Origin of the sequence: Halorussus gelatinilyticus (assembly GCF_023238445.1) — an archaeon.
In the GTDB taxonomy this organism is placed as follows: Archaea; Halobacteriota; Halobacteria; order Halobacteriales; family Haladaptataceae; genus Halorussus; species Halorussus gelatinilyticus.
Map to the genome: position 1 here is coordinate 3,549,911 of NZ_CP096658.1, position 25,807 is coordinate 3,575,717.

22 protein-coding genes are annotated in these 25,807 nt (G+C 67.4%); 15 read left to right on the forward strand and 7 right to left on the reverse strand.

Features of this window, described 5'->3' with window-relative positions; all coding sequences use genetic code 11:
• Positions 1 to 169: 169 nt before the first annotated feature.
• Both M0R88_RS18055 and M0R88_RS18060 read right to left on the reverse strand, forming a co-directional pair.
• The gene (locus M0R88_RS18055; protein ID WP_248654807.1) at positions 170 to 1,189 is read right to left on the reverse strand and encodes a GNAT family N-acetyltransferase; all 1,020 of its coding nucleotides are present in this window, start codon (positions 1,187 to 1,189) and stop codon (positions 170 to 172) included.
• Position 1,190: 1 nt separating this feature from the next.
• Positions 1,191 to 2,831, reverse strand: a complete 1,641-nt coding sequence (locus tag M0R88_RS18060; protein WP_248654808.1) for an alkaline phosphatase family protein — start codon at positions 2,829 to 2,831, stop codon at positions 1,191 to 1,193.
• Positions 2,832 to 3,070: 239 nt separating this feature from the next.
• Here M0R88_RS18060 and M0R88_RS18065 point away from each other — a divergent pair, with 239 nt between their 5' ends.
• The 3 genes from M0R88_RS18065 to M0R88_RS18075 all read left to right on the forward strand — a co-directional run bounded on the left by M0R88_RS18065 (position 3,071) and on the right by M0R88_RS18075 (position 5,850).
• A complete protein-coding gene (locus M0R88_RS18065; protein ID WP_248654809.1) occupies positions 3,071 to 4,621 on the forward strand; it encodes a right-handed parallel beta-helix repeat-containing protein in 1,551 nt (516 codons plus the stop codon).
• A 748-nt stretch (positions 4,622 to 5,369) separates the two neighbouring features.
• Positions 5,370 to 5,633 (forward strand): hypothetical protein, encoded by a 264-nt coding sequence (locus M0R88_RS18070; protein WP_248654810.1) that lies wholly within the window; start codon positions 5,370 to 5,372, stop codon positions 5,631 to 5,633.
• On the forward strand, positions 5,623 to 5,850 hold the full coding sequence (locus M0R88_RS18075) for a hypothetical protein (RefSeq protein WP_248654811.1): 228 nt from the start codon (positions 5,623 to 5,625) through the stop codon (positions 5,848 to 5,850). Before M0R88_RS18070 ends, M0R88_RS18075 begins: the two co-directional genes overlap by 11 nt.
• On the opposite strand, the gene glmM is transcribed toward M0R88_RS18075, so the two are convergent.
• Positions 5,847 to 7,214, reverse strand: coding sequence for a phosphoglucosamine mutase (gene glmM, locus M0R88_RS18080; RefSeq protein ID WP_248654812.1), 1,368 nt, complete (start codon positions 7,212 to 7,214; stop codon positions 5,847 to 5,849). The genes M0R88_RS18075 and glmM overlap by 4 nt on opposite strands.
• Positions 7,215 to 7,775, reverse strand: coding sequence for a DUF7344 domain-containing protein (locus M0R88_RS18085; RefSeq protein WP_248654813.1), 561 nt, complete (start codon positions 7,773 to 7,775; stop codon positions 7,215 to 7,217).
• 488 nt (positions 7,776 to 8,263) lie between these two features.
• Here M0R88_RS18085 and M0R88_RS18090 point away from each other — a divergent pair, with 488 nt between their 5' ends.
• The 8 genes from M0R88_RS18090 (at position 8,264) to M0R88_RS18125 (ending at position 16,032) form a co-directional block, all read left to right on the forward strand.
• A complete protein-coding gene (locus tag M0R88_RS18090; RefSeq protein WP_248656732.1) occupies positions 8,264 to 8,833 on the forward strand; it encodes an acyltransferase in 570 nt (189 codons plus the stop codon).
• The gene (locus M0R88_RS18095; protein ID WP_248654814.1) at positions 8,830 to 9,915 is read left to right on the forward strand and encodes a DegT/DnrJ/EryC1/StrS family aminotransferase; all 1,086 of its coding nucleotides are present in this window, start codon (positions 8,830 to 8,832) and stop codon (positions 9,913 to 9,915) included. The genes M0R88_RS18090 and M0R88_RS18095 overlap by 4 nt, the downstream gene beginning before the upstream one ends.
• Entirely contained in the window at positions 9,905 to 10,999 is a 1,095-nt protein-coding gene (locus tag M0R88_RS18100) for a Gfo/Idh/MocA family protein (RefSeq protein ID WP_256468572.1), read from the forward strand. Before M0R88_RS18095 ends, M0R88_RS18100 begins: the two co-directional genes overlap by 11 nt.
• Positions 10,996 to 12,345 (forward strand): nucleotide sugar dehydrogenase, encoded by a 1,350-nt coding sequence (locus M0R88_RS18105; protein WP_248654815.1) that lies wholly within the window; start codon positions 10,996 to 10,998, stop codon positions 12,343 to 12,345. Before M0R88_RS18100 ends, M0R88_RS18105 begins: the two co-directional genes overlap by 4 nt.
• 310 nt (positions 12,346 to 12,655) lie before the next feature.
• Positions 12,656 to 12,826 carry a hypothetical protein gene (locus M0R88_RS18110; RefSeq protein ID WP_248654816.1) on the forward strand — a complete coding sequence of 57 codons (171 nt, stop codon included), beginning with the start codon at positions 12,656 to 12,658 and terminating at the stop codon, positions 12,824 to 12,826.
• Positions 12,823 to 13,884 carry a non-hydrolyzing UDP-N-acetylglucosamine 2-epimerase gene (gene wecB / locus M0R88_RS18115; RefSeq protein ID WP_248654817.1) on the forward strand — a complete coding sequence of 354 codons (1,062 nt, stop codon included), beginning with the start codon at positions 12,823 to 12,825 and terminating at the stop codon, positions 13,882 to 13,884. Before M0R88_RS18110 ends, wecB begins: the two co-directional genes overlap by 4 nt.
• Positions 13,877 to 14,947, forward strand: a complete 1,071-nt coding sequence (locus M0R88_RS18120) for a polysaccharide deacetylase family protein (protein ID WP_248654818.1) — start codon at positions 13,877 to 13,879, stop codon at positions 14,945 to 14,947. Before wecB ends, M0R88_RS18120 begins: the two co-directional genes overlap by 8 nt.
• Positions 14,944 to 16,032: a GNAT family N-acetyltransferase gene (locus M0R88_RS18125; protein WP_248654819.1), complete on the forward strand. Its 1,089-nt coding sequence runs from the start codon at positions 14,944 to 14,946 to the stop codon at positions 16,030 to 16,032. The genes M0R88_RS18120 and M0R88_RS18125 overlap by 4 nt, the downstream gene beginning before the upstream one ends.
• Positions 16,033 to 16,131: 99 nt before the next feature.
• Here the strand turns inward: M0R88_RS18125 and M0R88_RS18130 are convergent, their stop codons facing one another.
• Complete coding sequence (locus M0R88_RS18130; protein WP_248654820.1) at positions 16,132 to 16,296, reverse strand: DUF7331 family protein; 165 nt, start codon at positions 16,294 to 16,296, stop codon at positions 16,132 to 16,134.
• Between the two features lie 262 nt (positions 16,297 to 16,558).
• Here M0R88_RS18130 and M0R88_RS18135 point away from each other — a divergent pair, with 262 nt between their 5' ends.
• The 4 genes from M0R88_RS18135 to M0R88_RS18150 all read left to right on the forward strand — a co-directional run bounded on the left by M0R88_RS18135 (position 16,559) and on the right by M0R88_RS18150 (position 22,700).
• The gene (locus tag M0R88_RS18135) at positions 16,559 to 18,364 is read left to right on the forward strand and encodes a hypothetical protein (protein WP_248654821.1); all 1,806 of its coding nucleotides are present in this window, start codon (positions 16,559 to 16,561) and stop codon (positions 18,362 to 18,364) included.
• Between the two features lies 1 nt (position 18,365).
• On the forward strand, positions 18,366 to 19,832 hold the full coding sequence (locus M0R88_RS18140; protein ID WP_248654822.1) for an oligosaccharide flippase family protein: 1,467 nt from the start codon (positions 18,366 to 18,368) through the stop codon (positions 19,830 to 19,832).
• Between the two features lie 235 nt (positions 19,833 to 20,067).
• Entirely contained in the window at positions 20,068 to 21,657 is a 1,590-nt protein-coding gene (locus tag M0R88_RS18145; protein WP_248654823.1) for an alkaline phosphatase family protein, read from the forward strand.
• A 77-nt stretch (positions 21,658 to 21,734) separates the two neighbouring features.
• Positions 21,735 to 22,700 carry an NAD-dependent epimerase/dehydratase family protein gene (locus M0R88_RS18150; protein ID WP_248654824.1) on the forward strand — a complete coding sequence of 322 codons (966 nt, stop codon included), beginning with the start codon at positions 21,735 to 21,737 and terminating at the stop codon, positions 22,698 to 22,700.
• A 216-nt stretch (positions 22,701 to 22,916) separates the two neighbouring features.
• On the opposite strand, the gene M0R88_RS18155 is transcribed toward M0R88_RS18150, so the two are convergent.
• Both M0R88_RS18155 and M0R88_RS18160 read right to left on the reverse strand, forming a co-directional pair.
• Entirely contained in the window at positions 22,917 to 23,786 is an 870-nt protein-coding gene (locus M0R88_RS18155; RefSeq protein ID WP_248654825.1) for a CheF family chemotaxis protein, read from the reverse strand.
• A gap of 98 nt (positions 23,787 to 23,884) precedes the next feature.
• Positions 23,885 to 25,753: a methyl-accepting chemotaxis protein gene (locus M0R88_RS18160; RefSeq protein ID WP_248654826.1), complete on the reverse strand. Its 1,869-nt coding sequence runs from the start codon at positions 25,751 to 25,753 to the stop codon at positions 23,885 to 23,887.
• Between the last annotated feature and the right edge of the window lie 54 nt (positions 25,754 to 25,807).

The following is a 25,807-nucleotide window of genomic DNA, read 5'->3' on the forward strand; positions in this document are numbered from 1 at the left end:
TCCGGAACCGACCCGGCCGGCGAACGCGCTCCCTGTGCGGTCGATAATCCAGCGAAAATCCGGCGAACGTGCCGACTGACGTGCGACGAGAAAATTTACGCCGAGCCTGAGCGAATCCGCAGGGCGAGGTTATCGTCCGGCGTCTCCGACTCGAAACGAGGCGGCCGCCCTACCGGAACTTCTTGTAGACGCTCGACAGCGCGTTGGTGACGGCCGTGCCGGTCTCCATCGTGTAGTACGACCGGAGTTCGGGCGCGAACTTGGCCTTGTAGCCACAGAGCCGTTCCTCGTTGGCACCCACGAGGTCGTAGTTCTCGACGCCGCGGTCCATCGCGTCGGTCATGATGGCCCAGTCCACGAGGTCGTTGACCGGCAGGTCGTGGTCGTGTTTCGCGCCGCCCTGCCACCGGTAGACGGTGTCGCCGGCCTCCAGCGCGACCATCCCGCCCGCGATTTCGCCGTCGATTTCGCAGGCGTAGGGCCGGACCGTCCCCTCGGGCAGTCGCTCGTAGAGGTCGGCGACGAACCGCGGCGTCACGCCGTAGTTCTCGTCCTGTTCGTCGTGGCGCGCCCGGACCTGCGAGATGACCGCCCGAATCTCGTCGATGCCGCCCTCGTAGACGCGATAGTCGCCGTCGGTCCGGACGTTGTTCCGGGCGTCGCTGGAGAACGACATCAGCACGTCCTCCTCGCCCCGCGTCAGGTCCACCGAGTAGGTGTGGCGCACGTCGATGTCGAACTCGCTCCACTCGAAGGGCCGCACGTCCCGATACTCGGGACCCGGCCGAATTTGGGTGTGTTTCGGCTTCAGTTCGCTCTCTATCCAGTCGAGACAGCCCCGAACGAACCGCTTGTTCCGGCGCTCGCGCTTGCGGCGCTTGAGCTTCCAGTGGTTCAGGAGCGCGGGACCGAGATACGTGACCCAGAGACCGGGCGCGGGCGAGAACGCCATCGCCATCCCGCCCTTGCGCTTCTCGAAGACGGGGAAGAGACCGACCGCCTCGTGGCCCTTGTAGCCCACGAGGAGGTGGAGGTCCGCGTCCGCGTGGGCCGCCTGCACCGCGAGCGATTCCCGATAGTGGAACGGCGTGGTCTGGGGCGACCGGGCCACGAGGTCGTCCCAATCGTGATGGTCGAAGTCCGCTACGGTTCCGATACTGATACCTTCCTGCTCGATTGTCACGCTCATGTTATTCGAGATAGCCGAGATCCGCGAGTCGCGCTTCGACGTCTCCGTCGTCGGTCGCTTCCTGTTCGCCCGCGTCGAGCGCGGGGTACGATTCGGTTCCCGCCGACCGCACCGCCGGGAGGACCGACCCGTCCATCCGGTCGGCCGCGGGAACCCCCATCGTCGCCAGAATCGTCGGTGCCACGTCGAAGAGGTGGGCGTCCGAGAGGTCGGCGCTCGGCGTCGCGCCCTCGCCCGAAATCGCCACGATACCGTCGCGCTTGTGGTTGTACGGTTCGCTCGGCGGGCCGAACTGTCCGTCGCCGACCCGCGTCGAGAGGAACTCGTCGAACTCACGCGGGACCGTGATTACGTCGGGCGCTTCCTCGACGTACGGGCCGGAGAAGACCTCGTCGCGCCGAGCGACCCGCTCGAAGACGGGTTTCCCGTCGGGGGTCTCGACGGCCGACAGCGCATCCACGAGGTCGTCGCAGAGCCGGTCGTACTCGCGTTCCGGAACGACGCCCTCGGGTTCGCGACCCGCCAAATTTATCCGGACCCCGAGTTCGATGCGGTCGCGCACGTACGCCTTCGAGTCGGGGAAATCGACCTGCTCGGAGCCGGCGCGGGCCACGTCGGTCGGGACGTGACGGGCCGCGAACTCCGCGAGACCCACCGCGTCGAGCGCGTTGTAGACGCGCTGGCTTGTGACGCCCGCGCTGGCGAGACCTGTCACCGCGCGCTCGGCGAGGCTCGGCCGGTCGCTCCCGTCGGCGGCTTTCCTCCCCTCTTTGCCGTCCTGAAGTTGGTTGTCCGCGATGGTGGACCACGTGGGCATCCCCTGGCCCTCGGTGGTCGTCTCGACCAGTCCCCGCTCGCGGAGGTACTCGTTCGGCCGGAACTCGTGGCCGGTGTACTCGCCCATCCCGTGGTCGCTGGCGACGATTACGGTGTCGGGGTCGCAGGCGTCCAGAATCTCGCCGACCTGTTCGTCCACCGCCTCGTAGACGGTCCGGACCGTCTCGTCGTCGCCGGGGAACTCGTGGAACACGGTGTCGGTCTGCTGGAACTGCACGAAGCCGAACTCGGGGTCGAACCGCGAGGCGAGGTAGCGAAACGCCTCGCCGCGCATCTCGATCAGTTGCTCGTACCACGCGACTTTCTCGCTTCCCTCGGCGTCTCGGGGGGCGTACACGCGGTAGTCGCCGATTTCGTCTCGAATCTCGTCTAGCAGTCCGTCGGGGTGACAGTCGGGGTCCTCCGGGGCGGTGTAACCGGGCACTATCGCGCCGTCGATTTCGCCGGGCGGGTGCGTGACCGGAGCGTTCACCACGACGCTCGACTTGCCGTGGTAGTCCAGCAGGTCCCAGAGGGTCCGCTCTCGGACGTGGGTCGCGTTCACCACGTCCCAGTCGTAGCCGTCGAAGGTCAGAAACCCGAACACGCCGTGCTTGCCGGGATTGACGCCGGTGTACAGCGAGGGCCACGCGCTCGGAGTCCACGGCGGAATCTGGGACTCCAGCGGCCCGGCCGCCCCCGAGTCGAAGACCGACGCCAGATTGGGGAGCGCGCCGGACTCGAACAGCGGGTCGAGGACCGGCCGACACCCCGCGTCCAATCCGACGAGGAGAGTCTCCATGTTCGTCTGCGGGCGGTCAGCCATGTACCGAAATCCAGCGCCCGTTCGGCCTTTGTTATGCGCCGTCTGTCACCGCGAAGATACGTCCTACGCCGCGATTGCCCGGTTAACGCGCCATTACTCTGGGGAAATCGGGTGTTTCCGGAATTTCGGACCGTTCCGTCCCGACCGTTTCACACCCAGCCATAACACTTAAAACAGTAATGTAGCATTGAACCTAAGTCGATAGCTTTATGAATGACTGGTTTCGCATTGAGAAATACATGGCACGCGACGATACGGCACGCGACCGCAGTTCGGACGAATCACTACTCGACCGCCGCTCGTACCTGAAGATGGCGGGTGCTGCAGCGGCGACGGTCGGGGCGGCAGGCGTCTCGGCGAACGCCGCCCAGGGCGCGGAGTACGACACCATCAAGGTCCCCGCGAACACCCGGAAGGTCATCAAGGTGCGGGCGGGCGAGACGTTCGAGAACAAGCTTATCGACATCACGGCCGACGGCGCGCACGTGAAGCTCCTGACCTACGGTAGCGGTTGGACGGTCCGGAACGTCGGCGTCAAGGGTGAGAACAACGACCGGGACGGAACCTACGGCACGTTCTACCTCCGCTGTACCGAGGAGGGCGAGGCGCTGGCCGAGAACATCTACCTGGGCGACGGCGCGGCCGACCGCTGTGGTCACGCCGCGGTCTCCGACTGGGACAATCACGGGACGGTCACGATTCGGAACATCAACGTCACCGGCTGGTCGGCCGACGGCATGTACATGTCCCACTCGGGCGTCTCCCAGAGTCACGGCATGGGCGCGACACAGGTCGAGAACGCCTACCTGAAGAACAACAACATCGAGAACTGTCGGCTCGGTGCGCCCGGTTGTTACATCAAGGACAGCGTCATCCACGTCGAGAATCAGGACGTCGTCTCGACCAACGAGTCGGGACAGGTCAACGCTCGCGGCCTCTGGTTCAAGGAGCAGTCCGGAATCAAGGCCATCAACTGCGACATCTCGGTCCAAGGCTCCCACGCCGTGCTCGCCAGCGACGGCGGGTCGGGTACGCTGGAGAACTGCCGAGTCGAAGGTCCCGTCACGGGACCGGTCGAACAGGTCAACGTCTCGGGCAACCCCGACGTCACGCCGCCCGCGAGCGTTCCGATGTCGGCCGAGGAGGCCGCCTCGGGCGAGATCGACTCGTCGGAGAACACCTCTTCGCCCGCGAACGAGACGACGACCGGCGACGAGACGACCACCGACGACGGGTCCGCCGCCCAACCCGCGGGCACCCTCTTCGAGCTGGTCCCCGACGAGAACGCCTCCAGCGTCAAGTACGAGTTCACCGTCGAGGGGAGCGTCCGCGGCCGCACGACGGCGGCCGACGGCGGACACACAGCGGAAGCGGCCGACAGCGTGACCGACAACGGCGACGGCACGGTGACGGTCTCCGGCGTCGCGGGCAACGGCTACGGCGACGCCTTCTACGTGGACGGCGCGATTACCGCGGTGAATCTGGACGAGAGCGTCTGGACGCTCCACCTCGGCGGAAACGAAGTCGCCGTGGACGACCTCGTCCTCCCGAACAAGCTGATCATCGACGGCGGCAACCGCCCGCGGCAGGCGGCCGACTACACCTTCGAGGTCAGCGGCGCGGCCCGCAAGAGTACCGAACTCGGCTCGATTCAGAAGAACGACAGCGTTTCGAGCGGCGAGATAACCGGGTCGGTGTTCGGCGGTAAGGACGGCTACCGCTTCTCGGGCGAGATCACCGGCTTCAGCCTCGACGGTCCCGCCAGCGTGCAGGTCGAAGACGGGTCCTGAGCCGAGCGCCGACGCTCGCTCGGGGTCGCTCTCTCGGTCTCTCGGAGTCCTCCGCGGCTGATTCCCCCTCGGTAGCCCTCGAATGCGGTCCCTCGGTTTCCGACTCGGGACTTCCGTGGTCCCATCGTACGGTCCCCGCCGGTCTCCGGTAGCCCTCCCGCGGTCCCCGCTACGACTCCCTCGACGACTCCCCCGATAGCTCCTCCGTAGGTCCTCGCCACGACTCCCCTCCGCGACTCCCGCGGTCCCCACGACTCTCCGCGGTTCACCTCCCCAGTTCATCTCCGCAGTTCCCCTCCGCGGCTCCCCTTCTCGCTCGTCGCGGACCGCATCTTCTCTCGGTGAGTCCGGGGTTTCCAGTCCGACTTCCGAACTCCTCTCGTCCGCTCTCGCTCGGTTCGACGTTCAGCTTTTCCCAGTTATCGAGAGCGACCGACCGGCGGACCGATGGCCGACCTCGGCTACCGACCAGTTTCGACTATCGGCCAGCTCCGACTATCTGCCGGTCTCGACTATCGCCGGAGCGACCGTTTCGTTCCGTTCCGCAAACCGACGGGCCGGAAACGCCCAGTTACGGACCGGTTTCGGCGAGGAACGACTTATAGTAGGTGCGCGCGTCGGTCCGAACGGCGGCGTGTCGGCGGGAGAGGGCGGGCCCGACCGTTCGGCCATTATACTTAAATCGGCAAGCTAGCATTGAACCTAAGTCGGTACCTTTTTCAAGTGGTAATGATGCATTGAAGAGTGCATGGCACGCGACGTTACGGCACGCGACTCGAAATCCGAAACGGCCCTCCTCGACCGTCGTTCGGCCCGCTGGCACGCGGGGCCGGCCGCGACGGCCGCCGGGCGCGGGACTGCGGCCTCGTCCGAACCGAACTCCGCTGGCACGCCCTCCACCGGCACGATGCCCTCCGCTGGCGCGATACCCTCCGGTGCGACCCTCTTCACGGGCGAATCGACCCCCTCCACTCGCGCCGCGTCCGGCGCGGAGGTGCAGAATGGCTCCTGAGAACGCCCACTCCGAGACGGACGGGTGGCAGGAAGTCCCCCGCGACCCCGAACCCGACGACCTCGGCTACGAACTGGACGACTGGGAAGTCATCCGCGCGAAGAAGAACGACCGGGGTCACCTGATGTTCCTCCCCGAAGAAGAAGAGATGCTCCGCGACGAAGCCTTCATCGTCGCGGACGCTCAGTCGGTCTGCGACGTCGTGGACCGGATTTAGCTCCGCCGACTCGCGCGCTCGGATTCCCCCTCGGCGCTGGCACGCTCGACCGCGCGAATCGCCTCCTCGACGGTGGTTTCGGCTTCTGCGAACAACTTCTCGGTGCGCTCCTCGTTTCTGGCCTCGGCAGTCACCCGAATCAGGGGTTGGGTCCCGCTCGCGCGCACGAGGAACCAGCCGTCCTCGGTCCCGACGCGCACGCCGTCCAAGGTGTTCACGTCGTCGTACGTCCCGAGCAGTCGCTCGCGGACGCGCTCCATCGCGGCCGCCTTCCGGTCGGTCTCGACGTTGCCGCGTTCGAGCGGGTAGGTCTCTATCTCGCCGACGAGTCGGTCGAGCGACCCGCGGCGGGCGACCAGTCCCGCGAGCCGACACGCCGCCAGCGGACCGTCGGGACACAGCGTCTCGCCGGGCCAAATCCACGCGCCGCTGGGTTCCCCGCCGAAGGCGACGCCCCCGCCGGTCGCGCGCTCGGCCACGTACACGTCGCCGACGCGCGTGCGCGAGACGGACGCGCCCTGCGCTTCGAGGCAGTCCGCGACCGTAAGGCTCGTGTCCACGGGGACCGCCACCTCGTCGCCGGGGTTCGCGGCCTCGCGGGCGAACAGCGCGAGCAGGAGGTCGCCCGCGACGAACTCGCCCGATTCGGTGGCCGCGCGCATCCGGTCGGCGTCGCCGTCGTGCGCGATACCGAGGTCGGCATCGGTCGCCGCGACGAACCGGGAGAGACCCCGGCAGTTCTCGGCAGTCGGTTCGCTCGGGCGCGCGGGGAACGATCCGTCCGGCCGGTCGTTGAGCGTCCGCACGTCGTGGCCGAGTCGCCGGAGCGCCTCTGCCGTGACCTGCCCGACGCCGTTACCGACGTCCACGACTATCGAGCAGTTGCCGGGTGCGGCCGCGCTCGTCACCGCTCGGGCGTGGCGCTCGTCGGCGTCGTCCCACGTCGTCGCCTCGCCGAGACCGTCCCACGCGCGGAGGTCGTATTTTTCTTCGCGCACGCGGGCCGCGATGGCCTCGCGCTGGCGCTCGTCGAAGGCCTGTCCCGACGGGTTCCAGAGCTTCAGTCCGTTGTCCGGGGCCGGGTTGTGGCTGGCGGTCACCATCAGGCCGGCGTCGGCGTCCCGCCAGCCGACGCTCCGGGCGACGGTGGGCGTGGCCGCCTCGCCGAGGCGAATCACGTCCGCGCCGCACTCCCGGAGGCCCGAGACCGCGGCGTCGGCCAGCATCCGGCCGCTCTCGCGGGCGTCTCTGCCGACCACGACGTCTCGGTACCCCTCGCTGGCGAGCGCTCGCCCGACCGCCAGCGCGAGGTCGCAGGTCACTTCGTCGCCGATTCGTCCGCGTACGCCGCTCGTTCCGAACATCTAGTTCTCCTGTCCGTTGACGCGATGTATCTCGGGCGGGGTGCCGACGTTGCCGCCGCGCCTGTACCTGAAGTAGTGGACGATAGCCGAGACGCCGAACACCACGAGAATGAGCGTCGCCAACACGAGTCCGGGAATCATGCCGAACGGCGGCACGTCGAGCCAGACCGCCGCGACCATCAGGGAACTCGCACCGACGAGTCCGAGGTAGTACCGGTCCCACGGGAACTCCTCGCGGGACACGTCGCCCAGATAGATGTCGAGGTCCGAAGCCCGGTCGCCGAGTCGGACGACTCCCTCGTCGCGGTCGTACTCCACGATGTCCGCCTCGTCGAGTTTCGGCAGGTGAGTCTGGTAGAGGGAGATGTACACGCGCTTGCGCTGTTCGGTCGAGAGCGCCGCGGGAGTCGTCTCGTTCTCCCACGCCGCGACCTGTTCGGTCAGATCCGACAGTTCGGTCTCGCCGCCCTCCTGTCGGAGGTAGTACAGCGCGTACCGACGTCGGGGACTCTTCAGAACCTCGAAGACCTCGTCCTGGGAGAGCTCGTCAGCGCGAGACATACTCCCCCGGAGGTCGGCAGGTCGTCGGAGGCGATACGCGCTCGGAGCCACCGGGTCGGGAGGATGTCCGCAGGTGAGACCGCCGCATACCCTCGATATTACCGCGTTGGCACTTTGTTACCCACGTACTGTCGCGAGGTAGTCCGACGATACGTCGGGGGGAAGCACCGATACGGTCACGATAACGCGCCCCGACCGGTCTGGCGACCGGGAAGTCACTTCGAGGGCGCTATCTCCGGAAGAACCGGTCGAGAGTCCCGATAAGAGCGGTCTACTCGTCTTCAAGGCGCCGTATAACAAAGAGGAATACAGGTCATTGACTCGATAACGCCCGGCGCGCCGTCCGGCGATACGACCGGGCAATCGACCGACTATGATTCCGCTACCGACTGCGAACGTTACGTTGGGTTCCCGCTCCCGCGAGGAGGTGAGCCAGCGTGGCTAAGGCCGACGCGCGGTCCGAGCGCGACGACCGACTCGCCCCCGAGTTGGGCGAGGACTGTACGGTCTCGCCGAACGCCACGGTCGGCCACCGCCACCGCGAGGACGCCCGACCGCCGCGCATCGGCGACCGAGCGACGATTCGCTCGGGCAGCATCGTCTACGCCGACGTGGAGATCGGCGACGACTTCACCACGGGCCACGGCGTGCTGGTCCGCGAGGACACCGCCGTCGGCGACGACGTGGTGGTCGGCACGAACACCGTCATCGACGGGACGACCGCTATCGGGTCGCACGTCAGCCTCCAGACGGGCGTCTACGTGCCGACGAACACGGCCATCGGCAGCGAGGTGTTCGTCGGGCCGAACGCGGTGCTGACCAACGACGCCTACCCGATTCGGAAGGAGTACGAGTTGGAGGGGCCGACGCTCGAAGACCACGTCTCGGTCGGCGCGAACGCGACCCTGCTGCCCGGCGTGACCGTCGGCGAGGGGTCGTTCGTCGCGGCCGGAGCGGTCGTGACCGAGGACGTGCCGCCCGAGACGCTGGCGGTGGGCGCGCCCGCCGCATTCCGGGAACTGCCCGAGGAGCTGCGAGGGGGGAACGAGATAGCATGAGCGTCCCCATCGCCGACCCCGAGATGGGCGAGCGCGAAATCGAGCGCGTCCGCGAGGTCATGGAGTCGGGCCGCATCGCCGACGGGCCGGAGGTCCGAGCCTTCGAAGACGAGTTCGCGGCGCTCTGCGAGACCGACCACGCCGTCGCCACGAGCAACGGGACGACCGCGCTCCACACCGCCTTCGAGGCGCTCGGCATCGGGCCGGGCGACGCGGTGGTGACGACGCCGTTCTCGTTCGTCGCCAGCGCGAACGCGATTCGCCTCGCCGGGGCCGAACCGGTCTTCGCCGACATCGACCCCGAGACGTACAACCTCGACCCGGTCGCGGTCGAGGAGGTCGTCCGCGAGCGCGACGACGTGGCCGCACTCCTGCCGGTCCACCTCTACGGTCTCCCGGCCGAGATGGACCACCTGCTCGACGTGGCGGACGACTACGACCTCGCTGTCGTCGAGGACGCCGCGCAGGCCCACGGCGCGGAGTTCCGGGGCCGACCGGTCGGGTCGCTCGGCGACGCGGCCTGCTTCTCGCTGTATCCGACGAAGAACATGACCACGGGCGAGGGCGGCGTCGTGACGACCGACCGCGACGACGTGGCCGAGCGAGCCAGCAGTTTCGTGAACCACGGCCGACCGCCCGAAGGCGGCTACGAACACGTCCGGGTCGGCCACAACTTCCGGATGACCTCCATCGCGGCCGCCATCGGCCGAGTCCAGTTGGACCGTCTGCCCGACTACAACGCGGCCCGGCGGTCGAACGCGGCGTACCTCACCGACTCGCTGGCCGACGCCGCAGTCGAGACGCCGGCCGAACCCGACGACCGGACGCACGTCTACCACCAGTACACGATTCGGACCAGTGAGCGCGACGGACTGGCCGACTACTTGGACGAGGTGGGCGTCGGCACCGGCGTCTACTACCCGACGCCTATCCACGAACAGCCGGCCTACGAGGGCGTGAGCCACGACGCGCCGGTCGCCGAGCGCGCCGCCGACGAGGCGCTGTCGCTCCCGGTGCATCCGAACGTCTCCGAACAGGACCTCCGAACCATCGTCTCCGCAATCCAAGAGTATGAACGCTGAACCCCCGGACGAGAGCGACGACCGGAATGATGCGACCGACAACCCGAGTGACGCGACCAACACTACCAGCGACGCGACCGACGAAGCGAACGACGCGACCGACGTGACGAACGCCGCGGTCATCGGCGTCGGGAGCATGGGCCGCCACCACGCGCGGGTGTACAGCGAACTGCCGACCGCGAATCTCGTCGGCGTCTTCGACGTGGACGACGAACAGGCCCGCGAGGTCGCCGCCGACCACGGGACGACGGCGTTAGAGATGGACGCGCTCCTCGAGGCGGCCGACGTCGCCTCCATCGCGGTACCGACCCAGTTCCACGCCGAGATGGCCCGCGACTGCATCGACCGCGGGGTGGACGTGCTGGTCGAGAAGCCATTCGTGGACGACCCCGAGGTCGGCCGGGAACTCATCGACCGCGCGGCAGACGCGGGCGTGACGATTCAGGTCGGCCACGTCGAGCGGTTCAACCCCGCGATTCGGGCGCTGGCCGACATCGTGGCCGACTTGGACGTCATCGCCGTGGACGCCCAGCGACTCGGGCCGCCGCCGGAAGGCCGGCAGGTGGACGAGAGCGCGGTGCTGGACCTGATGATTCACGACATCGACGTGGTGCTGGCGATGCTCGGCGAGTCGCCCGAGACCGTCACCGCCCACGGCGCGAAGAACAACCAGTACGCGACCGCGGACCTCACCTTCGCCGACGGGACCGTCACCTCCCTCACGGCGAGCAGAGTGACCCAACAGCGCGTCAGGAAACTGGCCATCACGGCCGAGAGCTGTCGGGTCAACGTCGATTACATCGACCGGTCGGTCGAGATTCACCGCCACTCGCTCCCGGAGTACATCGAGGACAACGGCGACGTGCGCTACCGCCACGAGAGCATCGTGGAACGGCCGACCGTCCAGACCGGCGAACCGCTCAAGAACGAGTTAGAGGCGTTCGTCGCGGCCGCGACCGGCGACGGCGACCCGGTGGTCTCGGGCGAGGACGGCCTGCGGGTCCTCGAAGTCGCGCGCGAGATTCACGAGGCGGCCGGGGACACCGCCGACGAGCGGCCCGAACCGGAGGTGAGCGCCCGGTGAGCCTGCACGAACTCACGCACCTCTACGGCAACGACGCTCCGACCGCGGACCAGCGCGAGGCGTTCCTTACCGGGCGAGTCCCCGTCGCGGTGTACGGACTCGGCAAGATGGGCCTGCCGCTCGCCGCGGTGTACGCCGACACCTGCGGCAACGTCGTCGGCGCGGACGTGGACCCCGAGGTCGTCGAGACCGTCAACGCCGGCGAGTGCCACGTCAAGCGCGAACCCGGCCTGCCGGAACTGGTCGGCGAGACGGTCGAGCGCGGTGCGCTCGAAGCCACCGACGACCCGGCGGCGGCCGCCGCCGACGCCGCGGTCCACGTCGTCATCGTCCCGACGCCGATCACGGAGGACCACGAGGCCGACCTCTCCATCCTGAAGTCGGTCGCCGAGGACGTCGGGTCGGGGTTGGACCCCGGCGACCTCGTGGTCGTGGAGTGTACGGTCCCGCCCCGGACCTGCGAGGACCTGCTCGAACCCCTCCTCGCAGAGGCGGCGGGCCACGACGAGTTCGGACTGGCGTTCTGCCCCGAACGGACCTCCAGCGGGCGGGCGCTCGAAGACATCCGGGGGGCGTACCCGAAGGTCGTCGGCGGCGCGGACGACGAGGCGACGCGCGTCGCGGAACTCGTCTACGGCGAAATCACCGACAACGACGTGCTGGCGGTCTCGGACGCGACGACCGCGGAGGCCGTCAAGGTCTTCGAGGGACTCTACCGGGACGTGAACATCGCGCTGGCGAACGAACTCGCCACCCTGACCGACGAGTTGGGCATCGACGTGAACGAGGCAATCGCGACCGCCAACACTCAGCCGTTCTGCGAGATTCACACGCCCGGTCCCGGCGTCGGCGGCCACTGCATCCCCTACTACCCCTACTTCGTCATCAACGGCTTCGAGACTGACTCGCCGCTGCTCGAAACCGCCCGCGAGGTCAACGACTCGATGCCCGAGTTCACCGTCGAGACGCTGGCCCGCGAACTCGACGCCGAAGGCAAATCGCCCGAGGAGGCCACCGTCGCGGTCCTCGGCCTGACCTACCGGCCGGGCGTCGAGGAGACCCGCGCGACGCCCGCCGAACCCATCGCAGAACGCCTCTCGGCGCTCGGCGCGACGGTCCTCGGCGTGGACCCGATGCTGGACGACGCCGAGTCCTTCGACCTCGAAAAGATATCGCAAGATGCGCTTTACGACCGCGAACCCGACGCGGTGGTGCTGGTGACGCCCCACAGCGAGTTCGACGCCATCGAGTGGGAGCGCTTCGACCCGCTGGTGGTCGTGGACGGCCGCCAGAGCCTCGACCTCGCGGCGACAGACCACCGCGTCTACACCGTCGGGAGCGGGTAGCGATGCGGGAGGTCCGGTCCGACGCGGCGGTCCGCTCGCCGAGCGGGTCGCGACGGGTTCTCGCTGACCCCCGCCGCCGAGCGGACCGCGCTCCGAACGACCGGACTCCGGACCACCACCCGTCGCGGACCGACGCCGCGCGTCGGTCCGCGACTCGAAGCGAGTCGCCCGGTCCGGCGGTTCACTGCCGGACCGGGCGACGGGCGTGTCGTCGGGCGGCCGCCGACTCCCCGACCCGACGGTCGCGCTTCCCGCAAAACGACGCAACGACCCTCGACCACGAAGAAACATCGAGCTATTTCAAAACAATATGGATACCGCTAAAAGAAATATACACCTGTTCAGAAGCGACCGAGCGACCGGCCACCCCCGCGCGGCGACGCCGGTCGAACGACTCTTCCGAACGCTGACCGCCACCCTCGACGCCGCCGAGAGCGAACCGCTCCGCGTCCCGGACCGCGACGAGGAGGACGAGCGATGAAGGTCCTCACCGTCGTCGGCGCGCGACCGCAGTTCATCAAGGCCGCCGCGGTCTCGCGCGAACTCCGGCGTCGCCACGACGAGGTGTTGATTCACACCGGCCAGCACTACGACGAGGAGATGTCCGACGTGTTCTTCGAGGAGTTGGGCATCCCCGAGCCGGACGACAACTTGGGCGTCGGTTCGTCGAACCACAGCGACCAGACCGCCGAGATGCTGGCCGGGTTGGGCGAGAAGATAGAGACCGTCGAACCCGACGCGGTGCTGGTCTACGGCGACACCAACTCGACGCTCGCGGCCGCCATCGCCGCCTCGAAGGCCGACACCCGACTCGCGCACGTCGAGGCCGGACTCCGGAGCTACAACCGCGAGATGCCCGAGGAGATAAACCGCGTGCTGACCGACCACGCCGCCGACCTGCTGTTCGCGCCCTCCCAGCGCGCGGTGGCGAACCTCCGCGAGGAGTCCGTGCCGGGCGCGGTCCACGACACGGGCGACGTGATGTACGACGCGGTCCTCTGGGCGCGCGAGCGAGCGGAAGCGAACTCCGAGGTTCTGTCGGAGTTCGGCGTCGAGCCGGACGAGTACGTACTAGCGACGGTTCACCGCGCCGCGAACACCGACGACCCCGACCGCCTCGCGGCGATTCTCGACGCGCTCGCGGGCGATCCCCGAGAGGTCGTCCTGCCCGCCCACCCGCGGACGATAAACCGGATGGAGCGATACGAAATGTACGACGAGGCCCGCGAGCGGCTGACGCTCGTCGAGCCGGTGGGCTACCTCGACTTCGTGCGGTTGCAGGACTGCGCCGACGTGGTGGCGACCGACTCGGGCGGCGTCCAGAAGGAAGCGTTCTTCCTCGACACGCCCTGCGTGACGATGCGCGAGGAGACCGAGTGGCGCGAGACGGTCGAAGCCGGCTGGAACGAGTTGGTCGGCGCGAACGAGACGGCCATCCGCCGGGCGCTGGACGACGCCGACCCGCCGGGCGACAAGCCCCGACCGTACGGCGACGGCGACGCCGCTGCCAGAATCACCGACCTGTTGGACGATGCCTGACGACGGCGATTCGGCGACCCAACGCGACGACCGAGACGCCGGGACGTCGGCGGACCCCCGCGTCGCGGGCGACCCCAAGGCGGTCGCGGACCACGAGTTCGCGCTCCTGCTGACTCACGACGTGGACCGGCCGTACAAGACGATCCAGTCGGCGTACCACGCCGTGGAGCATCGCGACCCCCGGCAGTTGCTGGACCTCCTGCCCGGTCGGAACCCGTGGTGGCAGTTCGAGGAGGTGATGGAGTTGGAGGACTCGCTGGGCGTCAGGTCGGCGTTCTACTTCCTGCGCGAGAAGCACCTCTTGCAGCGCTCGCCGAGCGACTGGCTCGACCCCTTCTACTGGATAGAGCAGTTCGGGCGCTACGAGATAGAGACTCCCGAGATGCTCGACCTGCTGGACCGCCTCCACGCGAGCGGCTGGGAGGTCGGACTCCACGGCTCGTACGACTCCTACGACGACCGCGACCGCCTCCGGATGGAGAAAGCGACGCTGGAGGAAGCCCTCGGCGAGCCGGTGGTCGGCGGCCGCCAGCACCACCTGAACCGCGGAGCCGAGACGTGGGACCACCACCGCGATATCGGACTGCGCTACGACGCCAGTCCGGGGTCGAGCGAGACCACCGGCTTCGACCACGGGTATCTGCCGCGCCGACCGTTCGACGACGAGTTCGTCGTCTTCCCGCTGACGGTGATGGAGGCCGCGCTCCCCGACCCCGGCGACGACTTCGCGGCGGCGTGGGCCGAGTGCGAGGCCCTGCTGTCGGAGGCCGCGGAGAACGGCGCGGTGATGTCGGCGCTCTGGCACCCGCGGCTGTTCACCGAGCGGGACTTCCCCGGCCAGCGCCGACTCTACCGCCGACTGGTCGAGCGCGCGCTGGAGATGGGCGCGTGGGTCGGGCCGCCGCGGGACTACTACGAGCTGATGGAGCACCCCGAACCCGACGGTGGGGCGGCCGAGTCGAGGGAAAGGAACGCGAAAAACCACCACAGGAGCGACCTACGGCGTCCGCAGGCGGAGGATAACAAAGTGAAAACCCACCCCAACACGGAGTCAACAGAATGAGAGTCGAGCAACTCGAACTGTCGGAGTGGGAGTCGGCGCTGCCGAGCGACGGATTCGAAGTGTTCCACCGCCCGGAGGCCTTGGAAGTGGTCGATAGACACGCGGACGCCGAGATGAAGCTGTTCGGCGGGTTCAAGGGTCAACAGCCCATCGCGCTGCTGCCCGTCTTCGTCCAGCAGAAGTCGGTGGGCACCGCGGTCACGTCGCCGCCGCCCAGCATGGGCATCCCCCGGCTGGGACCGATTCTGATGCCGACCAGCCCCAAGCGACGCAAGCAGGAGAAAGTCAACAACGAGTTCACCGAGAAGGTCCTCCAGCAGGTCGGCACCGACCTCGACTTGGACCGACGGCTCGCCGACGCGGGCGTCGAGTCGCCGACGGCCGAGCGCGTGCTGGACACCCTCGACGTGGACTCGCGACTGACTCTCTTCCGGATGGAGTGCAACGCCGCCTACGGCGACCCCCGACCGTACGCGTGGGGGAATCTACAGGTCGAACCCAACTTCACGTACTTCCTCGACCTCGAAGACCGTGGGACAGAGGAGGTCCGCAAGTCCTTCTCGAAGAGCCTCCGCCGAGAAATCGGTGACGCCGAGGAGTTGGACGTGACCGTCGAGTGCGAGGGCGTCTCGGGTGCCCGCGACGTCTATCGCGCGACGAAGGAGCGGTTCGCCGAGCAGGACGAACCCTTCGGGCTGACGTGGGCCTACGTCCGGGATCTCTTCGAGGCGCTGGCCGAGGAGGACCGCGCGCGGGCCTACGTCGCTCGCGACGACGACGGCGAGTACCTCTCGGGAATCACCGCGCTGTACTCGAACGACCACGCCTACTTCTGGCAGGGCGGCGCGAAGGCCATCTACGAGGGAACGGCGGTCAACAGCCTCATCCACTGGCGGCTCATCGAGGACATCGTCGAGGAGCCGCCGGTCGAGTCGGTCACGCAGTACGACCTGATGGGCGCGAACACCGAGCGGCTCTGTCGCTACAAGGCGAAGTTCGGCGCGGACCTCCAGCCGTACTACGTCGTGGAGTCGTCCGGCGCGGCGATGAACGTCGCCAAGCGAGCGTACAAACTAGTGCAGTAAATAGCGTCACTATTTTTCCGCGAGCCGTCGATTCGTCGCAGAATGGACAGCGGGGTCGTTCCTCGAAATGGACAGCAGGGGTCGCCCCGCGAAGAAGAGTCAGACCATCTCTTCGACGACGACCGCCGCGTCGGACTTCACCCACGCGGCGTTGTTCTTCGTGTCGTAGACGACGACTTCGCCACCACCGTCTTTGAAGGCGGCGTAGCGGTCGGTCCCCCGGTCGTCGTCGCGGCCGTTCGCGCTGTCGTATTTCTCGGTCATTGGTGTGGTCGCCCACTTCCGTTTCGTTAGTGGGTTTCTACCAGTTACTCGGTGCCGTACGGTGATAAGGATTACCAAACTTTCCAGCGGCCGGGGAGGTCGAAAGGAACCCGCCGACCGATCGCCGGGACGGACTCGTGGCAACGACAGGCCTTCCGGCTGTTCTCACCCCCTACGTCGCCTCAGGCGGCCCATAACAAAGCCCGAACGCGGGGACGTGTGGAGGTAACGACGCGCTCGTCTGGGCGCGGTCTGATTACACATGGCTTCGGACACGCACTCGTCTCAGCGATGGGAGAAAGGCGCACTTTTGGTCGGGTTCGTCTCGCTCGCGGCGGCGATACTCGTCGCGCACGGTTCGCCCCCGGAGGCGTACGAACTCTCGATATACGCCGGCACGCCGCCGGCGTTCTGGCTCGGAACCGCCGCGGCGCTGTTGGTCGCGGTGTTCGTCGGACTGCGGGCGACGGGCACGCCCCGGCGACTGGCGCTCGTCCTCGGGGGCGTCGGGATGCTCGCAGTCGCCTCGCTGCCCGTGCTGCGGTCGTACTACTTCTTCGGCGCGGGCGACTCGCTGACCCACCTCGGGTGGGCGAAGGACATCGCGTCCGGCGAGTTGCCGGTCGTCCAGTTGCTGTACCCCGGCACGCACTCAATCGCGATCATGCTCGCCGACGCGACGGGGATGAAACTCCCCCGCGCGATGCTCGTCATGGTGATGGCGTTCACCGCGACGTTCCTCCTGTTCCTCCCGCTGACGACGTGGGCGATCACCCGCGACCGGCGCGCGACCGCGCTGGCGGCGCTGTCGGGACTGCTGTTCATGCCAGTGAACAACATCAGCGTCTTCGACATGCCCCACCCGACCACGCAGGCCATCATGTTCCTCCCGCTGGTGCTGTATCTGGCGGCGCGCTACCTGACGCGGGCCGACCGCGACGAGCAACCGGTCGGGACGCCGACCGGCGCGGTGCTGGCGGTGGCCTCGACGGCGGTCGTGCTGGTCCACCCCCAGCAGGCCGCGAACGTCCTCGTGGTCTTCGCGGCCATCGTCGGACTCCAACTGGTCGCCCGATTCGTTGGGGGCGAGGCGACGAACCACCGGACGTTCGCGCTCCAAGCGGTCTTCCTCGCGGGCGTGTTCGCGGTGTGGACGCCCCGCCACGAGCGCGCGTCGGGGGCCAGTTCCGCGCTGTTGAGCATGCTGTCCAGCGGCCTCCAGTTGGGGACCGACACCACTCAGGCAGCCGGGTCGGTCGCCTCGGTCGGCGGCTCCATCCAGATACTCTTCCTGAAACTGTTCTCGGTCAGCGTGGTGTTCTGTGCGCTCGCGGGTTTGCTGGTCCTCGGCGGGTTCCTCGGGCGCGTCGAGGAGTCGAACCTGACCGCGTTCTCGCGGTACTTCGGGCTGGCGCTGATTCCGCTGTTCGGGCTGTTCACGGCGTACTTCATCGTCAGCTACGAGAAACTCCACTTCCGGCAGTTGGGCTTCATCATGGTGCTGGTGACGATTCTCGGGGCGGTCGCGCTCGCCCGCGGACTCGACCTGCTCTCGACGCGAACGTCGCTGTCGTCGGGGAGCGCACGGACATTGGTCGGGGTCGCCTTCGTCGTCATGCTCGCGGCGTCGGTGCCGACGCTGTACCAGTCGCCGTACATGTACCAGAGTTCGAGCCACGTCAGCGAGGCCCAGATGACCGGCTACGAGAACGCCATCGAGTACCGCGGGTCGTCGCCGTTCCTCGGCGTCCGGGGCACCGGCGAGCGCTGGACCGACGCGATACTCGGCTACGAGGAGAGTCGGAGTCGTACGCTGGGCGCGGGGAGCCTCTACGCGTCGGAGACCCACCCTGCGACCGGCGAGAACTTCACCGGGAGATACGTCGCGCGCCACTACGACGACCGGTATCTGGCGTTCACCGACCGCGAGCGCCAACAGGAAGTTCGGGTGTTCAACGAGTTGCGCTTCGACCGGTCCGGGTTCCGGTCGCTCGACGGCGCGCCCGGACTGAACCGCGTACAGGCGAACGGGGGCTTCCAGATGTACCAGATAAACGAGACGAGCTGATATGGACCTGAAACGCATCTCCCGCGGACTGAAGGCGACGTTCGGCGCGCGACTGCTCCACATGGTCGCCAGCGGCCTGCTGATGGTCGTCCTCGTGCGCTACCTGCTGTCGAGTCGGCAGTACGGCATGCTCGGGTCGGCGGTGGCGGTCCTCGGCGTCGCGCAGCTACTGGGCGACCTCGGCATCGGGAAGGCGGCCGCGCGCTACGTCACGGAGTATCGCGAGAACGACCCCGGACAGGTTCCCTACGTCGTCCGTGCCGCGCTCGTCTACCGAATCATCGCCGTCGCGCTGGTCGCCGGCGGGTTCGTCCTGTTCGGCAGTCAGGTCGCCGAACTCATCGGCCAACCGGACATCGCGCCGCTCCTCGTGGCCGGCGCGGGCTACGTCGTGGTCCACTCGCTGTTCACGTTCACCCAGATACTCTTCCAAGGGTTCAACCTGGTGACGTACAGCAGCGTCATCCGAACCGTCGGCACCGTCTCGCGGCTCGGGCTGGCGGTCCTGTTCGTCGTCGTCTTCGGCGGCGCGATGGGGGCGCTGACTGGCTACATCGTCGGCTACGGCATCGGTGCCGCGCTCGGTCTCGGCCTCCTATACGTCGTAGCGTTCCGCGACGCAGAGCGCGCCGAGGCTCCGGAAGACGGGCTGGCTCGGAAAGTCCTGCGATACAGCGTCCCGCTGACCGTCACCCGCGGCGCGAACGTCATCGACAAGCGCGTGGACACCATCCTCGTGGGCTACTTCATCGGGCCGGTCGCGGTCGGCTACTACTACCTCGCCAAACAGATCGTCGGGTTCGTCCAGACGCCCGCGGCGTCGCTGGGCTTCACCCTCTCGCCGACCTACGGCGAACACAAGGCCGGCGGCGACACCGACAGCGCGGCCAAAATATACGAGACGACGCTGAAGTACACCTTGCTTCTCTACGTGCCCGCCGCGGCGGGAATCGTCCTCGTGGCCGAGCCGACCATCACGCTCATCTTCGGCTCCGACATGGGGCCCGCCGCGCAGGTCTTGCAGGTGTTCTCGGGGTACGTCGTCCTGCAAGCCATCGCGTTCGTCACCAGCGACGCGCTCGACTACCTCGGCCGGGCGCGCTCGCGGGCCTACGCCAAGGGCGCGACCTCCATCGGGAACTTCCTGCTCAACCTCGTCATGATTCCCCGGTTCGGAGTCGTCGGTGCCGCGGCCGCGACGGTCGTCACCTTCGGCGGCTACACCGCGGTCAACGTCGCCATCATCCACTCGGAACTCTCGCTGTCGGTCCGCCGACTCGCCCGCCACCTCGCGGCGGTCGGCGCGGTCGCGGGAGCCATGTCGGTCGCGGTCTACGCCGCGCTGAACGCGACCTCCGGCGTCGTCGCGGTCGCCGGGTCGGTCCTCGTCGGGATTGCAGTCTGGGGCGCGCTCTCGGTCGCGGGCGGTCTCCTCGACCCGAAGCGAGTCGCCTCGGTGCTCTCGTAGCCGACGAGCGTCGGGAGTGCGGTCGGGCGCGTCGGCGACTGCCGACGCGCCCGACTGGTACAGCCATCGAACGCACCCGACTGGTACAACCACCACGCGCCCGACTGGAACAGCCGTCGAACGCGCCGCCTACGCCGGAACAGACGCCTCGTAATCGCCGGCAGACGGGGTATAACAAAGGCCGTTCCGGGCCTGCGAACCACCACGAAGCGGGCGAGTCCCGCACCTACAAATTATGTCGGCGAAATCAACAGACCCGAACAAGGCGTTCGTTCTCGGGCTCGACGGCGTACCGTGGTATCTCCTCGAAGACTGGATAGACGAGGGCGAGCTCCCGAACTTCGCTCGCCTCGTCGAGGAGGGGTCGGCCGGACCGCTCGAGAGCACGAAGCCCCCGACCACGGCGCTGGCGTGGCCGACCATCGCCACGGGAACGTGGCCCGACAAGCACGGGGTCTACGCCTTCCAAGAGGTGCAGTCCGACTACACGAACGAGATGAACACCAGCAACGACCTCGCCCGGCCGGAGCTGTGGGACGTTCTCTCGCCCGCGGTCGTCGGCAACGTCCCGATGACGTACCCCGCCGACGACGTGGACGGCCAGATGGTCACGGGGATGATGACGCCGGAGTTCGACGAGGGGTTCACCCATCCGCCGGAGCTAGCCGACGAGATTTTGGACGAGATTCCGGACTACCGAATCGGGCTCCCGTGGGAGGAGTACCACGACGACCGTGAGACGTTCCTCGAAGACTTCGAGACGCTGGTCGCCAGCCAGCGGGCACTGCTGGAGAAACAGATGACGGTCGAGGACTGGCGGCTCTTCTTCTTCGTCTTCACTGCGCCCGACCGCATCCAGCACCTCGTCTGGGACGAGGAGGTACTCCTCGACCACTATCAGGAGTTAGACGACGCACTGGGCGACGTTCTCGACTACGTCGAGTGCCACGGCGCGAACCTCTTCGTCGTCTCGGACCACGGATTCGGTCCCATCGACACCTACGTCCACACGAACACGTTCCTCGAACGCGAGGGGTATCTCACCCGGAAGTCCGGGTCGGGCCGCGGCGCGCTCGAACGCCTCGGTCTGACGAAAGACCGCGTCGAGAGCCTCCTCGGGACGGCGGGGGTCACCATCGAAGACCTCTACCATCGCCTGCCCGAGTCGGTCATCGAGTCGGTGGCGTCCCAAGTCCCCGGCAGTCACGCGCTCTACGACGTGGACTTCACCGAGACGGTCGCGTTCACCCACGGCGAGGGGAACCTCTACGTCAACGACACCGAGCGATTCGAGCAGGGCATCGTCGCTCCCGACGAGGTCCCTGCAGTCAAAGCCGAGATTCGGGACGCGCTCGAAGGACTCGAAGACCCCGAGACCGGCCAGCGCGTCATGAACGTCTACGACGGCGACGAGGTGTTCGAGACCGACGACGACTCGCCCGACCTCGTGGTCCGCGGCCGGGTGAAAGAGGGGTATCTGAACGGCAACTCCCTGTCGGAGTCGGTGTTCACCGACAGCGACATGAACGCGACCCACCGCTCGGAGGGCGTCTTCCTCGCGTGGGGTCCCTCGGTCGAGGCCGGAAGCGCGCCCGAGGCGGCAACCGTCGCCGACGTCGCTCCGACGGTCCTTCACAGCGTCGGCGAAGCCGTCCCCGCCGCGGCCGACGGCCGGGTCCTCTCGGAGGTGTTCGACCCTGACGCCGACGCCGCGCGCCGCGACGTGGTCGAGCGAACGCTCGACGAGCAAGACGCCACGGCGGCCCACGACGCCGACTACGACGAAGTCGAGTCCCGACTCAAGGGACTGGGCTACATGGATTAGGGTGTCCGAAACGTGACTCCGAGCACGAAAGCGACCGAAACCCCGGATATTTCCCCGCCCGCGTCGAGGGTTCGACCATGAACGACGGTTCGACCTTCGAGTCGCCCGCGAACGACGACATCGGTGTATCGGACCAGACGGTGCTGATAACCGGCGGTGCCGGTTTCGTCGGAAGCCACCTCGCCGAGGCGCTCGTCGCGGACAACGACGTGCGAATCCTCGACGACCTCTCCGGTGGCTCGCGCGAACACGTCCCCGCCGGCGCAGAGTTGGTGGAGGGCGACATCTGTGATTCGGAGACCCTCGCCGACGCGATGGACGGCGCGGACCTCGTGTTCCACGAGGCCGCGCTGGTCTCGGTCGAGGAGTCCGTCGAGGACCCCTCGAAGAGTAACCGCGTCAACGCCGCCGCGACCGTTGACCTGCTCGAAGCGGCCCGTGACGAGGACGCTCGGGTCGTCCTCGCGTCGTCGGCCGCCGTCTACGGCCACCCCGACTCGGTGCCGGTCGCGGAGGCCGACGCGAAGGAACCCACCTCGCCCTACGGCATCGACAAACTCGCGCTCGACCACTACGCCCGCCGGTATCACGACCTCTACGGACTGGAGACGGTCCCCCTGCGGTACTTCAACGTCTACGGCCCGCGACAGAACCCCGAGTACAGCGCGGTCGTCAACGTCTTCTTCCAGCAGGCCGACGACGACGGTCCCCTCACCGTCGAGGGCGACGGCGAACAGACCCGCGACTTCGTCCACGTTCGCGACGTGGTTCGGGCGAACATGCTGGCGGCGACTACCGACCGCGTGGGCGAACCGTTCAACGTCGGCACGGGCAGCAGCGTCACGGTCAACGAACTCGCCGAGACGGTGGTCGAGGTGACGGACTCGGACGCCGAGATAACCCACGTCGAGCCGCGACCGGGCGACATCCGCCACAGCGAGGCCGACGTCTCGAAGATACGCGAGGAGTTGGGCTACGAACCGACGGTGTCGTTGGAGGACGGGCTTCGAGCGTTGGCCGAGGCGAAGGGGCTGAGCGACTGAGAACGAGTGCGTTCGGCCAATTTACGTGGTCGGTGGACACGCCCAGTATCATAGTGTCTCGCCCGCGCATGCTCGCGCGCGACCCGAGACTCTCACCGAACGTTCACTCCGTCACCGAACGCTCACCTCGTCACCGAAAACTACACCTCTCGAAGTCGGTAGAAAACGAGTTCCCTTTCCCTGAGGAACGTCTGCCCTTTCCCTGTTCCGAAAGCGTCACTTCTCGTTGATAGACTCGCTGGCGATGTTGCGCCCGCGAGTCTTCAAGCTCACTTCGCGCCGTTTGCGCACTTCCTCCAGTACGTCCACTTCGATGAGTCGCTCGAAGATGCGTTCGACTTCGTCGACGTCCATCCCGAGGAAGTCGGGAATCTCGAACGACGAGACGCCCGAATAGAGCGCCATCAGGACCTCCTTCTCGGTCTCGTCCAGTTCGACGCCGCCCTCGTTCTTGCGCTCGCCCTTCTTCAACAGCGACTCCAGCAGGCTACACCGTCGAGTCTGGCCCGAGATGTAGGTCTGGACGCTGGTGTCGCCCTGCGTGTGCTCGACTTCGAGGACGGTCCGCTGCTCGCCCTTGACGGTCCGGGTCGCCCTATCGACCCCGCCGATATCGTCGAGTTCGATGCCGACGAACGTGCCCGAGGCGATGGCGACGTTGACCATCTCCTCGGTGATCTTGATGCGGGCCTTCTCCCAGTCGGTGTCCTGGATCACGCCCCCTTCGACCGCGGGGTGCTTGGTCAGGATCATCTTCTGGTTGAGCAACGCGCCGTACACGTCGGTCTCGAACTCGTCGATGTCGATGCTCGTGCCAATCAGGAGGACGTTGTTCTCGAACTCGATGCTGAGGTAGTCCGAGACCGACGCGACGGCCTGATTCACGTCGTAGCGCCCCTTCAATCCGTCCACCTTCGAGAGCGGAATCGACCGCTTGCCCTGGTTGCCCGCCAACACGATGCGCTTGTTCGACAGCAGGATGCGGCCGCTGGTCCAGTCGGGGTCGTTGAGTTTGCGGCCGTTCTTGACCACCTGCAGGAACTTCCCCTTCGTGTCGGTTATCTTGTGCTCGCCTTCGTTGCTCATGAGTCGTGTCTACGGTCTCGGCACAGTGGTTCGCGTCGGCGGCGGTCGAGCGCGGTCGCGGTAGGGCGGTTGAGTGGGGTCATGGCAGCGCGCGGCAGTCATTCGCTTCGCATGTCGTCGACCCGCGACGAGAGTTCCTCGATGGCCCGAGTCTGCTCGCGGGTCGCGTCCACGATGTCGTCGGTCGCGTTCTCGACCTGCTGGGTCTGGTCGCGCACGTCCTCGACGGTCGCCATCACCTGCTCGACGTTTGCGGCCTGTTCGTCGTTGGCCTGCGCGACCTCGGTCACGCCGGTCGCGGCCTCCTCGACCGCGTCGGCGATCTCTTCGAGCGCGACCAGCGCGTCCTCTATCTCGTCGCCGGCGAACTTGACCTGTTCGTTGGACTCCTCGACGGCGACGACGGTCTCGTTGGCCTGGGACTGTATCTCCTCGATGCGCTCGGCTATCTCCTCGGTGTGTTCGCGCGTCTCGTTGGCCAGTTCCTTCACCTCGTCGGCGACGACCTCGAACCCGCTTCCGGCCTCGCCCGCGCGCGCCGCCTCGATGTTGGCGTTGAGTGCGAGCAGGTTGGTCTGGTCGGCCACCTCGGCGATGACCTCGACCACGTCCTCTATCTCGTCCATCTGGGATTCGAGTTCGGTCACGGTGTCCACGAGGTCGTCGCTCATCTCGATGACCTCGTCGGTGGCCTCGCGCGCGCCCTGACTGGATTCGAGACCGCTGTCGGCCGACGCCTTCGCCTGCTCGGCGGCGGAGGCGACCTCGTCGGAACTGGCCGCGACCTCCTCCATGCTAGCCGAGAAGTTCTCCATCTGGGTGGCGACCTCCGAGAGCTGTTCGGTCTGGGAATCGACGCGCTCGTCTATCGTCTCCGCCGACTCCGCGGCCTGTTCGACCGAGCTTTCGAGTTCGTCGGCCTTCTCGCCGACGCGCTCGGTCAGCGCCTCGAAGCGCTCGGCCATCGCGTTGACCTGATCGACGACTTCTATCAGCGATTCGTCCACCACGTCGTACTCGTCCTCGAAGGAGGCACGGGCCGAGAGGTCGCCCATCTCCATCGCGGTCAGCGTGCCGATGAGTTCCTCGACCAGCGAGGTGATGCCCTCCCGTCGGTGGATGTCCTCGGTGCGGTCGCGGACCGTCTCGACCACCGCGATGAGGTCGCCGTCGTCGTACAGCGGCATCGCCGAAAACTCTATCTTGCGCTCCTCGCCGTCGCGGGTCACCATCTCGCCCTCGTCGGTGTAGAGCGTTCGCGTGGTGTCTGCCTTCTCGACGTCGAACTCGGTGTGGGCCGACTCGGGGGCCTCGGCCACCTTGTCGGCCAGCGTCTTCACGCGGCGACCGTCCGGGTAGAACGCCTCGCTGGCGTTTTCGAGTCCGAGCGCCTCCTCGGATTCGACGCCGGTGAGCTCCGCGAGCGCGGAGTTCCACGCCGCGACCTTGCTCCGCTCCGTGTCGAGCATGAACACCGGGACGCCGATGCCGTCGAGCAGGTCGTCGTCGTCCACGTTGAGTTCTTCCTCGGCCTCGTCATCGCTCGCCCCGGCCGCCCCGTAGGCACCGAGTCCGGCCTGCATGTCGGCCATCGTCGCCGAGAGCGCCGACTGGAGTTCGTCTTCGGCCCGAGCGAGTTCCTCGGCGACCGCCTCGTTGCCCGCGCCGAGTCGGTGTTCGAGTCGCTCGAACGTCTCGCTGACGAGTCGTTCGACGCCGACGCCGTAGGTGCCGGCGAACGTCTCTGCGGGGACCGAAGCGGCAGCGTGGCGTCGCCCGAGGTCGGTGGCGTCGCCCGCCGCCGCCTTCGGGTCGTCGAGTACCTGTCCGAGGTGGACTGCTTGGGCCTGTTGGAGGTCGTCGCTCACGTCGGCGTCCCGATACGTGTCGGAGAGCTCTGATCGCGTGACCGTTCCTCCCGACGAGACGGACACGTCTCCGGTCTGCGTGCCTCCGTCGAACGTCACGTTTCGTTGGTGTTCGTCGTGTCGTTCCGCATTACGTAAACTCGTTAAAATTTT

What these genes read in the sequence shown, in the direction of transcription:
- M0R88_RS18060 (WP_248654808.1), bottom strand. Translation starts at nt 2,831, where the DNA reads ATGGCTGACCGCCCGCAGACGAACATGGAGACTCTCCTCGTCGGATTG.
- M0R88_RS18120 (WP_248654818.1), top strand. Translation starts at nt 13,877, where the DNA reads ATGCCTGACGACGGCGATTCGGCGACCCAACGCGACGACCGAGACGCC.
- M0R88_RS18150 (WP_248654824.1), top strand. Translation starts at nt 21,735, where the DNA reads ATGAACGACGGTTCGACCTTCGAGTCGCCCGCGAACGACGACATCGGT.
- M0R88_RS18055 (WP_248654807.1), bottom strand. Translation starts at nt 1,189, where the DNA reads ATGAGCGTGACAATCGAGCAGGAAGGTATCAGTATCGGAACCGTAGCG.
- M0R88_RS18075 (WP_248654811.1), top strand. Translation starts at nt 5,623, where the DNA reads ATGGCTCCTGAGAACGCCCACTCCGAGACGGACGGGTGGCAGGAAGTC.
- wecB (WP_248654817.1), top strand. Translation starts at nt 12,823, where the DNA reads ATGAAGGTCCTCACCGTCGTCGGCGCGCGACCGCAGTTCATCAAGGCC.
- M0R88_RS18130 (WP_248654820.1), bottom strand. Translation starts at nt 16,296, where the DNA reads ATGACCGAGAAATACGACAGCGCGAACGGCCGCGACGACGACCGGGGG.
- M0R88_RS18125 (WP_248654819.1), top strand. Translation starts at nt 14,944, where the DNA reads ATGAGAGTCGAGCAACTCGAACTGTCGGAGTGGGAGTCGGCGCTGCCG.
- M0R88_RS18145 (WP_248654823.1), top strand. Translation starts at nt 20,068, where the DNA reads ATGTCGGCGAAATCAACAGACCCGAACAAGGCGTTCGTTCTCGGGCTC.
- M0R88_RS18155 (WP_248654825.1), bottom strand. Translation starts at nt 23,786, where the DNA reads ATGAGCAACGAAGGCGAGCACAAGATAACCGACACGAAGGGGAAGTTC.
- M0R88_RS18140 (WP_248654822.1), top strand. Translation starts at nt 18,366, where the DNA reads ATGGACCTGAAACGCATCTCCCGCGGACTGAAGGCGACGTTCGGCGCG.
- M0R88_RS18100 (WP_256468572.1), top strand. Translation starts at nt 9,905, where the DNA reads ATGAACGCTGAACCCCCGGACGAGAGCGACGACCGGAATGATGCGACC.
- M0R88_RS18095 (WP_248654814.1), top strand. Translation starts at nt 8,830, where the DNA reads ATGAGCGTCCCCATCGCCGACCCCGAGATGGGCGAGCGCGAAATCGAG.
- M0R88_RS18065 (WP_248654809.1), top strand. Translation starts at nt 3,071, where the DNA reads ATGGCACGCGACGATACGGCACGCGACCGCAGTTCGGACGAATCACTA.
- glmM (WP_248654812.1), bottom strand. Translation starts at nt 7,214, where the DNA reads ATGTTCGGAACGAGCGGCGTACGCGGACGAATCGGCGACGAAGTGACC.
- M0R88_RS18135 (WP_248654821.1), top strand. Translation starts at nt 16,559, where the DNA reads ATGGCTTCGGACACGCACTCGTCTCAGCGATGGGAGAAAGGCGCACTT.
- M0R88_RS18070 (WP_248654810.1), top strand. Translation starts at nt 5,370, where the DNA reads ATGGCACGCGACGTTACGGCACGCGACTCGAAATCCGAAACGGCCCTC.
- M0R88_RS18085 (WP_248654813.1), bottom strand. Translation starts at nt 7,775, where the DNA reads ATGTCTCGCGCTGACGAGCTCTCCCAGGACGAGGTCTTCGAGGTTCTG.
- M0R88_RS18110 (WP_248654816.1), top strand. Translation starts at nt 12,656, where the DNA reads ATGGATACCGCTAAAAGAAATATACACCTGTTCAGAAGCGACCGAGCG.